16 protein-coding genes are annotated in these 13,169 nt (G+C 62.0%); 7 read left to right on the top strand and 9 right to left on the bottom strand.

Annotated elements, in window-relative coordinates; translation table 11 throughout:
• Nucleotides 1-319: 319 nt before the first annotated feature.
• The gene (locus AB8717_RS11090; protein WP_443747397.1) at nt 320-1,087 is read left to right on the top strand and encodes a sulfotransferase domain-containing protein; all 768 of its coding nucleotides are present in this window, start codon (nt 320-322) and stop codon (nt 1,085-1,087) included.
• Between the two features lie 20 nt (nt 1,088-1,107).
• Here AB8717_RS11090 and AB8717_RS11085 read toward each other — a convergent pair whose 3' ends face one another.
• The 7 genes from AB8717_RS11085 to AB8717_RS11055 all read right to left on the bottom strand — a co-directional run bounded on the left by AB8717_RS11085 (nt 1,108) and on the right by AB8717_RS11055 (nt 5,633).
• Nucleotides 1,108-1,713 carry a hypothetical protein gene (locus tag AB8717_RS11085; RefSeq protein WP_443747396.1) on the bottom strand — a complete coding sequence of 202 codons (606 nt, stop codon included), beginning with the start codon at nt 1,711-1,713 and terminating at the stop codon, nt 1,108-1,110.
• 82 nt (nt 1,714-1,795) lie between these two features.
• Nucleotides 1,796-2,260 (bottom strand): hypothetical protein, encoded by a 465-nt coding sequence (locus AB8717_RS11080; protein WP_443747395.1) that lies wholly within the window; start codon nt 2,258-2,260, stop codon nt 1,796-1,798.
• Nucleotides 2,261-2,301: 41 nt separating this feature from the next.
• Nucleotides 2,302-3,360 (bottom strand): hypothetical protein, encoded by a 1,059-nt coding sequence (locus AB8717_RS11075; protein WP_443747394.1) that lies wholly within the window; start codon nt 3,358-3,360, stop codon nt 2,302-2,304.
• Between the two features lie 208 nt (nt 3,361-3,568).
• The gene (gene rplL / locus AB8717_RS11070; protein ID WP_443747393.1) at nt 3,569-3,955 is read right to left on the bottom strand and encodes a 50S ribosomal protein L7/L12; all 387 of its coding nucleotides are present in this window, start codon (nt 3,953-3,955) and stop codon (nt 3,569-3,571) included.
• Nucleotides 3,956-4,001: 46 nt separating this feature from the next.
• Nucleotides 4,002-4,514: a 50S ribosomal protein L10 gene (gene rplJ / locus AB8717_RS11065; RefSeq protein ID WP_443747392.1), complete on the bottom strand. Its 513-nt coding sequence runs from the start codon at nt 4,512-4,514 to the stop codon at nt 4,002-4,004.
• A 307-nt stretch (nt 4,515-4,821) separates the two neighbouring features.
• Nucleotides 4,822-5,070, bottom strand: a complete 249-nt coding sequence (locus AB8717_RS11060) for a DUF1272 domain-containing protein (RefSeq protein ID WP_443747391.1) — start codon at nt 5,068-5,070, stop codon at nt 4,822-4,824.
• 155 nt (nt 5,071-5,225) lie between these two features.
• Nucleotides 5,226-5,633: a rhodanese-like domain-containing protein gene (locus tag AB8717_RS11055; RefSeq protein WP_443747390.1), complete on the bottom strand. Its 408-nt coding sequence runs from the start codon at nt 5,631-5,633 to the stop codon at nt 5,226-5,228.
• A gap of 87 nt (nt 5,634-5,720) precedes the next feature.
• On the opposite strand from AB8717_RS11055, the gene ftrA reads away from it, so the two are divergent.
• From ftrA to AB8717_RS11025, 6 genes are all read left to right on the top strand, one after another.
• Nucleotides 5,721-6,707 carry a transcriptional regulator FtrA gene (ftrA, locus tag AB8717_RS11050; RefSeq protein WP_443747389.1) on the top strand — a complete coding sequence of 329 codons (987 nt, stop codon included), beginning with the start codon at nt 5,721-5,723 and terminating at the stop codon, nt 6,705-6,707.
• A gap of 455 nt (nt 6,708-7,162) precedes the next feature.
• Nucleotides 7,163-7,762 carry a tRNA-(ms[2]io[6]A)-hydroxylase gene (locus AB8717_RS11045; RefSeq protein ID WP_443747388.1) on the top strand — a complete coding sequence of 200 codons (600 nt, stop codon included), beginning with the start codon at nt 7,163-7,165 and terminating at the stop codon, nt 7,760-7,762.
• 76 nt (nt 7,763-7,838) lie between these two features.
• Complete coding sequence (locus AB8717_RS11040) at nt 7,839-8,405, top strand: YdeI/OmpD-associated family protein (RefSeq protein ID WP_443747387.1); 567 nt, start codon at nt 7,839-7,841, stop codon at nt 8,403-8,405.
• A 91-nt stretch (nt 8,406-8,496) separates the two neighbouring features.
• A complete protein-coding gene (locus AB8717_RS11035; protein WP_443747386.1) occupies nt 8,497-10,992 on the top strand; it encodes an EndoU domain-containing protein in 2,496 nt (831 codons plus the stop codon).
• Between the two features lies 1 nt (nt 10,993).
• The gene (cdiI, locus tag AB8717_RS11030; protein ID WP_443747385.1) at nt 10,994-11,338 is read left to right on the top strand and encodes a ribonuclease toxin immunity protein CdiI; all 345 of its coding nucleotides are present in this window, start codon (nt 10,994-10,996) and stop codon (nt 11,336-11,338) included.
• Between the two features lie 31 nt (nt 11,339-11,369).
• On the top strand, nt 11,370-11,633 hold the full coding sequence (locus AB8717_RS11025; protein WP_443747384.1) for a hypothetical protein: 264 nt from the start codon (nt 11,370-11,372) through the stop codon (nt 11,631-11,633).
• 103 nt (nt 11,634-11,736) lie between these two features.
• Here AB8717_RS11025 and rplA read toward each other — a convergent pair whose 3' ends face one another.
• Together rplA and rplK are read right to left on the bottom strand one after the other, a co-directional pair.
• Nucleotides 11,737-12,426 carry a 50S ribosomal protein L1 gene (rplA, locus tag AB8717_RS11020; protein WP_443747383.1) on the bottom strand — a complete coding sequence of 230 codons (690 nt, stop codon included), beginning with the start codon at nt 12,424-12,426 and terminating at the stop codon, nt 11,737-11,739.
• Nucleotides 12,426-12,854, bottom strand: coding sequence for a 50S ribosomal protein L11 (gene rplK, locus AB8717_RS11015; protein WP_443747382.1), 429 nt, complete (start codon nt 12,852-12,854; stop codon nt 12,426-12,428). The genes rplA and rplK overlap by 1 nt, the downstream gene beginning before the upstream one ends.
• Nucleotides 12,855-13,169: the final 315 nt, after the last annotated feature.

Raw genomic sequence — 13,169 nt, 5'->3', positions numbered from 1 at the left:
AAAGACGCTGTTTTTGTGAGCTTTATTCAAGCTCGCCCTCGCCGATGGAAAGAGCATAAGATCGGCCTGCGGGTCAATTTTCCAATGGAACAAAAGTTCCCCGGACAATTGAACTGCGCGCATTAGCGCACTTCCGGGGGTTCGTAAAGGGGGTAAATGGAAAGAATTTCGCTTTTGTCAAGAGGCGCGTTTGGCGGCGGCGATATTCGGCCGATAACGCGTCGTTGACACACGGGGCGACGGAATTTGTTATATGTTGGGACGGGGGCGTTTCCGGCCATCGCCGCCGGTAAGCGTGACATGCGATTCAAGGTGTTCAATGCCGGTCGACCACGACAGCAACCTGCCCCGCGGCCTTGTCCTGGCCTCCTATCCGCGCAGCGGGTCCAACTGGATACGGGCAATCATGGGGCACGCCTTTTTCGGGGGGGACGAAGGCTTTTTGTCCATCCGCAATCTCGGCGATACGACGCCCGGCGAAACGGTCGAGTTTCGCGGCCGGCCCTGCCCTGTCTACAAGACCCATGGCCGGACGGAGGAGATTTCCCAAAGCATAGACGCCGCCGCCGTCATAACCGTTCACCGGCATCCGCTCGATGTGCTGTTGTCTGCGCTGAATTTTCTGAATGCCCGCGGCCAGGCGGCCTTCTTCCGCGACGGGATCTGCATGTCGGTGAACGATATTCTGGCGGCCGGGGACATCGACTACTATATCGACAAGTTCTGTGCCGAAGACGGCATTTCGCAATTCTCCAGGGGCTGCGGGACCTATTCGGGCTATCATCGTGACCTGAAGCAGTTTTGCGAAACCCGTACCGCGTTCGAGATCGTGTATGAAGACATGTTCGCGGCGCCTGACGGGAAGATACTGGACCTGTACAGGTTCGTCACGGGAGGCGGCGATTGCGACGCGGGCCTGATAAGACGCGGGGCCGAGGCACAGAGTTCGCAGTTTCTCAGCCTTCAAAAGACCGCCTATACGCATCGGACCTTGCTGAGCGCACAACAGATCGCCCGTTTTCGCGCGGGCTATCGCGACACGCTGGAAGCCATGGGCTATTGCGACGACCGCGAGATTACCGCTTAGCCGAAACTTTTCGAGGCTTGTCAGCCCTTCTGGCAGAAGGCCGGGCGGGCGATCAGGATTCCCCACAGGCCGCACAGGCCATAGGCCAGCGCCGTCCAGTCGCGGTGGGCGAAGACCAGCCAGCCCCAGGCCAGGACCAGGATGCCGGTCAGCAGGCCAGCCGTAGCCAGCACGACGCAGCGGAACAGGCGGCGGGCGTCCGACACCTGCGGATCCAGCGCGTGATGGACAGCCTTGTTCAGGCCGCGCGGACCGGAAACGGCGCCCAAAAACGCACCGGCCCCGGCGATGGCCAGGGCTGGGACGAGGTAGAAGGTCGGAATGAGCGCCGGGAACAGTGTCACACCCGTGACGATCAGGGCGACGCCGAAGGCAAGGCGGCCGAGATTGGCCATGACTTCGCGGAACGAACAGGCGTGGCCCGAAGCCGGCATGGCGGCGTAGAAGACGCCGAGCAGCCAGGCGCGGTCGGCGCCGATGAAACGGAGATTCTGCACGATGACGGTTTCGCCGAGGCTGCGCGGCAGGAGGCTCAGGCCAAGGTAAAGCATGAGCACAATGGCCCAGGGCCAGTATTCTCTTAGCTTCCCGGACGCGCTGTCGTGGCGCAGTTTCGCTTGGGCCATTGATATAAGTCTCGAACAGCTCCGGCCTTTCCCGCGGCCGAAGACGAAAGGTATCACGGGGCCTTATTTCGGTCAAATCTCCTTAACCGCTCGTAAACCGTGATACCAGGCCGGCGCGGACCAGGTCCTTGGGACGGCCGAACCTGTGGAAGATTTCGATCTGCTCGGCAGGCGACGGGATGAAGACTGTGGCGCCCCCTGCCCTCACCGCCTGGCGCGTCGTGACGACCAGCGGCTGCCAGCCATCGGCACCGTTGACATGCAGCCCGCCCATGAGCTCGACCGGCAGCATGCCCGGCCGGTCCAGGCGCGCGAACGGCGCCGAGCGGAAGCGGCTGTCGGCCTTGGGCGGCAGGGGGGCGAGGCCGATCCGGGCCAGCACGTCGGCAATGATGTCGGGCGACGCCACGATATCGACATCGGCGACCGCGACATCGATCCCCAGCAGCGCAACGGCCGTGCTGCCGATGATCCACCACTCGGACTCCGCGGGCATCACGGCCGAAACGAAGTCGATTGCCGATTGCAAGTCATCTGAAAGCGTCATGATGGCCCGGAGATAAGGCTCCGGGCCGCTCAAGTCACGCGCTATTTCACCTCGACATAGCTGGCGTCCCAGGTGATCGGATCGTCGCGGTTGGTGTCCTGAAAGACCACGACCTCGCCCGCCGGCATGGGCGCGAAGACATCGTGGCCGGTGGCCGTGCGATAGTCGGCATAGCCGCCCGGGACGGCATTGGCCAGTTCGACGCCCAGGCCCAGCAGGTAGTGGTCCGAATTACCGTAGGCGAAGCGGAAGCCGGTCAGGGCGAACTTGCCGGATGGGCGCCTGCCGGATTCGATGACACGGCTTGAGCTTGAGACCGTCCCCTGCCCGCGGATCAGGGCGTTGGGCACCCAGGCATATTGAACCTGGATGGCATAGTGGCGGAAGCCGCCACGGATGATCGAGCCGGCATTGGTTTTGAGTTGGTTGTTGACGTCGACCAGGCTCTGGCCGCCGCCGATGAATTCGCCGAGCGGGATATTGCCGAAGAAGGCGTGGGTCGCGACGTCCTTGGCGACCTGGCTGTAGTCCGGGCCCTGGTCGTCGAGCAGCGCCACGCGGATGCGGTGATTGGCGCCGTCGAGCGTGATGCCGATGATGCGTACATTGGCGTCGGTGCCCGGCACGCGTTCGAAGCCGAAGCCGCGCAGCACCAGGGTCGTGTTGGCCGGACCGGCGGGGATGTCGATGTCGAAGTCGCCGCCGCCGACCTTGGCGATCTGGCCGGGCGTCACCGACGGCGAGACCAGCCATTCGGCGCGCGCCTGGAAGGGGTCGTTGCCGTCGGCGTCCTGGAAGGTGAAAGTGGGCGCGCCATTACTTTGCAGGACGGCGATCTCGCGCAGCTTGTGGTCGCCGTTGTTGAAGCCGAATTCGAACGAGCTGAGGATGGCGTGATCGGAAAACGGCGCCGATGGCGCGGGCGTGCCTGAATTGGTCATGGAGCTGGCGCCGGCGACCAGCGGGGTGAACGGCTTGGGGCCGAGGTCGAGCGGCTGCGACGGCAGGTGGATGACGCCGGGATTCCGGATCCTGGGCGTCTGGGCGGCGGCGGACCCGGCAAGGGCGGCCAGTATCGCGGCAATAACCAGTCTTTTCATGGTGTTGTTCCTCGTTCCCTGTTGTTTCATGGGGACCGCAACGGCGGCGCGAGGACATACGGATCGCGATACGCCCTGGCGGCACGCTTTACGATACGCGAACATAACGACGGTATCGCAACGGCCGGGGCACTGTCAAACCGCATCCGGAATCAAAACGGGCCGGGATTGCTCCCGGCCCGTCGAAGTAGATTGCTTAACGCAAGGCTTACTTAACGTCGACCTTGGCGCCGGCGTCTTCCAGCTTCTTCTTGATGTCGGCGGCTTCTTGCTTCGACACGTTTTCCTTGACGGTCTGCGGAGCGCCTTCGACCAGGTCCTTGGCTTCCTTCAGGCCGAGGTCCGTACGGATGGCGCGGATTTCCTTGATCACGTTGATCTTCTTGTCGCCGCCGTCCGTCAGGATGACGTTGAATTCGGTTTGCTCTTCGACGGCTTCGGCCGGGGCAGCAGCGCCACCGCCAGCAACGGCGGCAACGGCGACCGGAGCGGCAGCCGAGACGCCCCACTTTTCTTCGAGGAGCTTCGAGAGTTCAGCGGCTTCGAGAACCGAGAGAGCGGACAGGTCAGCGACCAGTTGTTCCAGCTTGGACATGTGATTTCCTTAAAACGATAAAAGTGTTGAGTGAAAGGGTCTGAGATTAGGCGTTCTTGTCGGCATAGGCCTGAACGACCCGAGCCAGTTGACCGGCCGGGGCCTGCAGGACGCCAGCGATCTTGGTCGCCGGGGCTTGCAGAAGGCCGATGAGCTTGCCGCGCAGTTCGTCGAGCGACGGCAGCGTAGCCAGGGACTTGACGCCGGCTTCGCTGAGGACGTCCGTGTCCATGATGCCGCCAATGATCTTGAGCTTGTCATTCTCTTTGGCGTACTGGACGGAAATCTTCGCAGCGGTAACCGGATCGGCCGAATAGACCAGGGCGACAGGACCCTTGAAAAGGGCATCGCCCTTTTCGCCGACCTTGCCGTCCAGGGCCTTTTGAGCCAGACGGTTCTTGAACACCCTCACAACGGCGCCTTCCTTGCGGAGGCGGTTGCGAAGTTCAGACATTTCCACAAAGGTCATACCCGTATATTGGGTGACAACCACGGTGCCGGAGTTGGCGAAGACGCTCTTCAGCTCTTCGATCGACTCGGCCTTTTTTGCGCGGTCCATAAGTGGCCTCCATGGGGTGACGTTCCGGGCGAACCCGAAACAACGGAATTCCCTCTGCTTCCGGCGAACCGGAACCAAGGGGGGAACTGTCCAGATGAGATGCTGATCACCACGCGGCCACGTTTCCGCGTTTAAGGAAACATGAGATTGCGGAGGCGTTTCGCGTCCCGTCTCAATTCGGCCTGCGGGGGCTCCCGCAGATTATGGATCAGGTGGCCCCTGATCCCCGAAGGTCTCGGACAGAACGGGTGAAAACCATGCGGTCTTCACGCCGGAGCGCGGTCTCTATACGCAAAGGCCTTCGAAATCAAGCCCCGCTGTTGGAAAAACATGGGCTGGCGCGGTGCGTGCGTTTGCCGGACGCCGGATTGGCGGCCAGTTTGGCCGCCGGGCGGACCGGCCGTTTGACCAGTTCGCCCGCGCAGTTCGGGCATATGGAATTCAGTTGCGAAGCGCAAGCGGGGCAGAAGGTGCATTCGAAGCTGCAGATCCGCGCCTCGGCCTGCGGCGGCAGGTCAGTGTCGCAGCATTCGCAATTGGGGCGCAGTTGGAGCATGGCTTTGATTCCAGCGGGCCGGTTTTCGCCCTCCCCATAAATGGGGAGACGGAGATTTGCCTTGCAATAGTTGGGGGCAGTGCGCCAACACCGCCCCCGGTTTCGTTCGGTGCGCGGCAACCCGGAGAGGAAAGCCTTAACCGAACAAACGCGCATCAGCCTTCGGCGAAGGCAAAACCTTCGTCGGCCCAGCCCGTCATGCCGCCGATCAGCACCTTCACCTTCCGCCCCAGGCGCGCCAGCTTCAGCGCGGCCTGGTCGGCGCCGTTGCAGTGCGGCCCGGCGCAGTAGACGACGAAGATCGTGTCGCGCGGCCAGCGGCTCATGGTTCCTTCCGAAATCTGGCGGTGCGGCAGGTGTACGGCGAACGGGATGTGGCGCCGGGCAAAGGCTTCGGGCGATCCCACCGCGTGCAGCAGGACGAAATCGGGATCGCCGTCGGCCAGCACGGCGTGGACGTCGGCGCAGTCCGTCTCCATCGAAAGTTTGGCGGAATAGACGCTGATGACATCTTCCGGCGCGGCGCACGGATAGGCAGTGACATACGAGGCGGTGGTTTGCATGACGATGGTCCCCTTCTGACGGTTTTCATCCTGCCAGAACCGCGTTACCCCTTGTAGCTGGCGGTATTGACACATATAATAAATATCATGCCAAACGCGTCATTGCCCTCCCCGCCTCTTAACCGCAAGGTCTGCGCCCTGGCGTACGACCGCATGCCCCTGTTCGAATTCAGCATCGCCGTCGAGTTTTTCGGGCTCGACCGGCCGGAAATGGGGCCGGACTGGTACACGTTCAAAGTGGTCAGCCTGGATGGCCATCCGGCGCGCACGACGGCGGGCCTGACCGTGACGGCCGACGGCGGGCTGGAAGAGCTGGACGACGCCGGCACCATCGTCATTCCGGGCTGGCCCCCCTCCATTCCGGTTCCGCAGATCCTGATCGACATCCTCAGGCGCGCCTGCCTGCGCGGCGCGCGCATCGTCACCATCTGCTCGGGCGCCTTCGTCCTGGCGGCTGCCGGATTGTTGAAGGGCAAGCGCGCGACGACCCACTGGAAATATACCGACTATATGCGCACGACCTATCCTGAGGTCGAACTCGTGCCGGACGTCCTCTATGTCGACGAAGGCCAGATACTGACCTCGGCCGGCAGCGCCGCCGGCATCGATTTGTGCCTGCATCTGGTGCGCCGCGATTATGGGCCCGAAGCCGCCAATGTGGTGGCGCGGCGCCTGGTCGTGCCGCCGCACCGCGACGGCGGCCAGGCGCAATATATCGAGCGCGCCGTGCCGATCGTCTATGAAAGCAGCCGGCTGGGGCCCCTGCTCGACTATATGCGCGCGCATCTCGATCATGAACACCGTATCGGCGACCTGGCGCGCCGCGCCGGCATGAGCGAACGCACCTTCCTGCGCCGGTTCTCGGAAGCCACCGGCACCACGCCGGCGCGCTGGCTTTTGATGGCCCGGCTTGGCCAGGCGCGCGACCACCTCGAGGCCAGCGACCTCAGCGTCGAAGAGGTGGCGGCGCGCACGGGGTTCGGCACCACGACCAATCTGCGCCACCACTTTCGTGAGCATCTGAACACCACGCCAACCGCCTACCGGGCGACCTTTTCGCGCGCGACGGCCTAGATTTACGGTGAAGGTGCGCGCCCTTACGGTGCGACACGGCAAAAATTTGACCGTGATACGGTTTTTGGCGCAATCGGTTTGCAAGGAACGCGAGGGAGGATGCGCCTACATCCTCCCTCTTTATTACCCGAGCTGCGGCAACCCGGAGAAGGAAGTTTACTCAGATAATCTCGATTGCGCTGGGGTCTGAACCGGAGACTCCCGTTACGTCAACATTTACGCATTTCCCGGGCCCTGTCGAATGAATAATAAGTAATGTTCGGACAGGTTCATTTTGCAAAACGCTGCAAATTCAGTAAAAGCGGTTTCTTGGTGCGACGATAACAGTCGAAACAAAGTAATTTTGTGGTGTGTGAAACGGATTTCAGGTGCATCCGGAGCGCGAAAAGCTGTCGTCTTTCCGCTTGATTTCGGGCCCGATCCTTGGCACTGCGGTGGGCGTTACGGAGTGCCTTATGCTGACTGACATCCACGCTTTTCTGGGCAGCGAAACACCCGCCGCCTGGGTCGATGCTGCCTGTGAAAACATCGATCTTCTGCTGCTCGACCACAAGAATTGCGAATACAAGGCGGCCAGCAACGCCATCAACCTGATGGCCAAGTACCAGGAGCGGATCGAGCTGATCAACGCCATGTCGCGCCTGGCGCGTGAGGAACTGGTGCACTACGAACAGGTGCTGAAGATCATCAAGGCACGCGGCATCGAACTTAGGCCGATCTCGGCGTCGCGTTACGCGGCAAGCCTGCGCACCCTGGTCCGGCGCGACGAGCGCGGCATGATGACGGATATCCTGGTGATCAGCGCCTTTATCGAGGCGCGGTCGTGCGAGCGTTTCGGCGCCGTGGCCCCTCGCCTCGATGCCGAGCTGTCGAAATTCTATTCGGGGCTATTGGCCAGCGAGGCGCGGCATTTTCAAGGCTATCTGAAGCTGGCGCATCTCTACGGCGATGCCGACGATATTGCCGAACGTATCGAGGCGATCCGGCCCGTCGAACAGGCGCTGGTTTCGGATCCGGACACGGATTTCCGGTTTCACTCCGGGCCGCCGCAGTAGGAAAACAAGCTGCCGTGTTTTGTCATCAGGCCGGCAGTATGGTCGGGAAGACAATTCGTTTTTGAAGGCTTGAAGCATGATGCCCACCGACTACCAGGCCTTTGCAACCCCGGACGACCTGTCGTCGTGGCTGCGGACGCACCATGCAACGGAGCGCGAGCTATGGGTGCGGATGTACAAGAAGGCGTCGGGCACGCCTTCGGTGACCTGGGAGGACTGCGTCGTGGCGGCGCTGGCCTGGGGATGGATAGACAGTCAGAAACAGGCGCTTGACGACGTGTCATCCCTTCAGCGCCTTACGCCGCGCCGGTCGGGATCGAACTGGTCGAAGAAGAATTGCGAGCATGCCGAACGCCTGATCGCCGAAGGGCTGATGCAGCCTGCCGGGCTGGCGCATGTCGAGGCGGCAAGGGCCGATGGCCGGTGGGAGAATGCTTATGCCGCATCGTCGACCATGGTCATTCCACAGGACTTTCTGGCTGAACTGGCGAAGGACGCGGGTGCACAGGCATTCTACGACACGCTGGGCCGGACGAGCCTGTTTTCGATCTACCACCGTCTACAGACGGCCAAGCGTCCCGAGACACGGCAGAAGCGCATGGACGACATTCTTGGCAAGTTGGGACGACGGGAGAAGATATAGGGCAAGTCCTGCCTGGGGCCTGGGTGTGACGCCCGGTATGCGGAACTGAAGGCGGCCGGGAAACAGTGACAGCGCACTAGGAGCGCCTGTCTTGCCTGTATCCCTCGGTCAAAATGTCATCACCGATGCCGCGCGGTCGCTGGAAAGCCTGCTGACGGCGAAAATCAGGGCGAATATCGCCCAGCTGCCTTTTCCCGTTGCCGGTCCGTCGGTGCCGTCCGTCGGCTTGCCGCATCCCGGCGGCCCGAAGTGGGAGCGGGCCGCCGCGATCGAGACGGCGACGCGCGACCATCCGGTGGTCCGCCGCGCCATGGCCGATCCCAACTTCGCCAAGGTGGCGCATGACGATGTCAAACCGCTGACCGGCATCGAGAAAGCGGTCAGCCTGGCCTTTCCCGCCTATGACGACGACACCTGGTGGAACAAGGCCGGCCATCTCAACGTAATCAACGGCCTGGTTGGCGGGGTGCAACATCTGGCGGGCAACCGGCCGGGCGACGCCCAGAACAGCTATTCGGCGTCGCTGGCCAGAGGCTTCGGCAATTCCATTTACGGGCTGGCCGAACTGGCCGACGCCGATACGCGGCGCAAGCGTGCGGACATCGCCGCCGGAAAAGTGCCGTTCGTTTCGCCCGACAGCGCGCGTCTGTACGACCCGAACGGCCTCAGGCGCTTGGTGTCGCCTTTGGCCGATGCGTTGATCGCGCGTGGCGACGCCCTGGATGGGAAGGTGTCGAAGCCGACCGTGGTCACCCAGGCCAGCGGCGTGGCAGGCACTGCTGCGCCGGGGGTGGTGGCGCTGGTACCGGGCGGCCAGCCGGTCGCCGCCGCCTATTTCGCCGGCCAAGGCGCGCATGCGGTCGCCGACAAGGCGCGTCAGGCCGGGACCTATGGCACGCCTGGGGCCGACACGGCGATGGGCGCCAATGCGGTGTTCCAGGCGGGATTGTCGGCGCTTCCCCTCGAACGCCTCGCGGGCCCGTTGATCCCGGCGATGGGCGGTCCGATCAAGCAATGGCTGGCGGCAGGCGCCGTCAAGACCGGGTTGGCGACGGCGCAGGCCACCGCGATGACGACGGGCCAGAACGGCCTGGTCAAGACGATGATCGATCCGAAGCAGGACCTGCTTGAAGGTGAAGGCGACAATGCCGGCACCATGGCCTTCCTGGCTCTGCTGGCGCATCTCGCGCACGGGTCAGCCGCGCCGGTCGCGAAAGTGGCGGCCGGCACGCGGGCCCGCCTGGGCACGGTCGCGGAGAACGCCCGTGCATCGGCCCTGCGGACGCGCGCGCCGGAGGTGTTCAAGCGCGTCGTTCAGGTGGCGGCCGGGAATGGGCCGGCGAAAACCGTCTATGTCCGCCCGAAGCCTTTCGTCGAAGCCATGCAGACGCCGAAGGGCGACAGTGTTCTGGCGGCCATGCCCGAGCTGGCGGACAAGACGCGTGAGGCGCTGGCCAGCGACAGTCATATCGCCATCCCCGTCGAGGATCTGGCGACGCATATCGCGCCGAGCGACGCGTGGGACGGTCTGGCGGATCACCTCACGCTGTCGCCCGACCATATGAGCCTGGCCGAGGTGCACGACGACGCCCGGACCTCGGCCGAGGCGGTCGGGACGGAATATGCGAATGCGCAGGCGGCTGCAGGCGATCCGGAGGACTTCGCCCGCTCAACGCAGGCGGTCGCGGATGCGGTGCGCGGGCAGCTCGATGCCGCCAATCCGTTCGCGGGCGGGGACAATGCCGCAAGGGCGGATCTGGCTGGGCAGATCTACGCCGTGCAGGCGTCTCGCGAAGGCAAGGCGCCGGAGAACTTATATCGGCAAACGCCCGTTCCGCCTCCGGATGTCGAAGCTCCAGCGCAGCAGGTTAGTGTCGAAAGCCCTCCTTTGGCCGCGGTCAGGCCGGACCAGATGGTACAAAGTATGGAGCCATCTGAAAAGGGTGGCGCGACTCAATCTCTCCGAGACGGGGAGGCGAAGGCGACAGCCGGTGAACTGACGGTTTCTACCGCGCGAAACAGCCAGGTTCCGCATTGGCCTGAAATGAATGCATCCCAATCACCAGACGTATCAAACGCGTCAGGCGCTGAACCCGACCCTGTCGAAACAGGCATTCTCGCTGGTCCTCAGTTTCCTGAAGTCGCAGGTCCTCACTTTTTAAGATTCTCCAACGACGTTGAGCCACATATAATATATCGGGACGTGGCTGTACCTAGGCGCAACGGGATCGGCGGGGCACACAACTTTCAGGAGTTTATGAGGCACGCGAAAGAGTTTGAAGTGGTTTCATCCATGCCGCACGCTGACATGCCCGGGGTAAGCAAGATTGAGTATCAGCTTTATGCAAAGGACGCCGCCGGTAACCAGACCGGCACGCTTCAGCAACGTCGACACGTCAAGACCGTATATGATCCATCGCTCGTATCCGATACCGATATTCTCGCATGGGGCAGACAGGCGGCAGCAGAGGCTCAGGCTGCCGGAAACCTGAACCGTGAATGGGTAGGCAAAGCTCCGAACGGGCTGGTTTTCCGCGGTTATCTCGATTCAACAGGTGCCGTTCGCACCTACTTCCCGGATTTTTGACATGAATCATCTTCAATTTCGCGTCGTCTTGGCAGACGACCTTCTTCCCGTTCAGGCTTTTTTCAACGCCCTTCCGGACGATAGATTTTTGCATCTATTGGACGGCATGCTGGATGGCATCGGCATAGACTACAACGGAGTCGGTTGCGTGCTACCCGGGGAAGATGACGAGTCTGCACCGGAGAACGGCATTCTGTTCTATGTGGGCAGCGAGGAAAAATGGCTTCCTGATGAACGGGTTCTGAAGCATTTCGATGCCGCCGTTGAAGCGTATCTGGCGACCCACCCGCAGGACAAAGAGCGGGGGACGAGCCTGTTACAAAAAGCTGCGCGGATATGGAGCTGACGGGGACGGATATTATCCGTAGGAAACACCGATGAAATTTGTCGATGAATTTGTCTTCCGCGAGGACCGGTTTTTCATCGGAACCGAGACGTTTCCCGGACGGCATTACATTTCGATACCCGTGGCCAACCCGTATGTCGAATACGAGGAGTATTATAAAATCGATGACGCGGATTATCGGAACTGTCCCGGAAACGTCGAAGACTTGCGGAAAATCGTTGAAAAATGCCGGGCCAGGCTCAACGACGATAACCTGATGCTGAAGCCCGGGCGGCTTAGGGGGAGTCCTGTGTAGATGCTCTCCGTGAGATCGGCCTTTGACACTACTATTCGATAACAAAAAAGCCGCTCCTTTCCGGAGCGGCTTTTCGCTTTTGGTTCGAAAGCGAACCGACGTTTTAGAGGTTCGTGGTGGCCGTGTCGACCTTCACGCCCGGGCCCATCGTCGAAGACAGCGAGATCTTCTTGACGTACAGACCCTTGGCGCCCGACGGACGGGCCTTGACCAGCGCGTCGACCAAAGCCTTGACGTTGATTTCAAGCGCTTCGGTCGTGAACGAGGCCTTGCCGACGCCGACGTGGACGATGCCGGCCTTTTCGACGCGGAACTCGACCGCACCGCCCTTGGCGTCCTTGACGGCCTGGGCGACGTTCGGGGTCACGGTGCCGACCTTCGGGTTCGGCATCAGGCCGCGCGGGCCCAGCACCTTACCGAGACGGCCGACCAGGGCCATCATGTCCGGAGACGCGATGACGCGGTCGAAGTCCATGAAGCCGCCCTGGATCTTTTCGACCAGGTCTTCGGCACCGACGACTTCGGCGCCGGCGGCGAGGGCTTCTTCGGCCTTCTTGTCCTTGGCGAACACGGCGACGCGGACGTCCTTACCCGTGCCCGACGGCAGGTTGACGACGCCACGGACCTGTTGGTCGGCGTGACGCGGGTCGACGCCCAGGTTCACGGCGATTTCGATGCTTTCATCGAACTTCGCCTTGGCGTTCGCCTTGACCACGGTCAGGGCTTCCGTCAGCGGATAGAGCTTGGCGGCGTCGGTGTTCCACGCCTTGATACGTTTTGCGATCTTGGTCATTAGTCGACAATCCTCAGGCCCATCGAGCGCGCCGAGCCTTCGATGATCTTGGCGGCGGCTTCGATATCAATGGCGCTCAAATCCTTCATCTTCTTTTCGGCGATGTCGCGCAGTTGCTGGCGCGTGATCTGACCGACGACGTCGCGGCCGGGCAGTTTGGAGCCCGACTTCAGGCCCAGGGCCTGCTTGATGAAGAAGGTCGCCGGCGGCGTCTTCGTGACAAAGGTGAACGACTTGTCCTGATAGACAGTGATGATCGTGGGCAGCGGGGTGCCCTTTTCGACGTTTTCCGTACGGGCGTTGAATTCCTTACAGAAACCCATGATGTTGACGCCGCGTTGACCCAGGGCCGGGCCGATGGGGGGCGAAGGCGTGGCAGAGCCCGCCTTCACCTGGAGCTTGATATAGCCCAGGATTTTCTTAGCCATTTATATCTCCTAGAGTTCCGAAAGACTGGAACATTGTGAGCCGTGGTGCGAAGTGGTGCTTCTCCCACGGATTTAACCTCGCGCGGGGTCGCCCCCGAACGAAGAGCGGGGGCTATAGCCTGTATGATCCGCCATGGCAAGGCCTTTGCCGGCATGGTGTGGGTTCATCCCGAAATATTTGTTTTTCAGCCCCTTGCGCACGGTAAAATAGCGGATCATGATCGCTGCGCTCCCATAAAACAGACAGCCTTTTGGCGACCTCTGCTGCGTGCCGCTCATCGCGTTTCGATGAGGGCGGCAGCGATGGCCAACCAG

Origin of the sequence: Asticcacaulis solisilvae, assembly GCF_052327315.1 — a bacterium.
Classification (GTDB): domain Bacteria; phylum Pseudomonadota; class Alphaproteobacteria; order Caulobacterales; family Caulobacteraceae; genus Asticcacaulis; species Asticcacaulis solisilvae_B.
The sequence above is the reverse complement of the archived record's forward strand: the minus strand, read 5'-3'. Positions and strand labels throughout refer to the sequence as shown.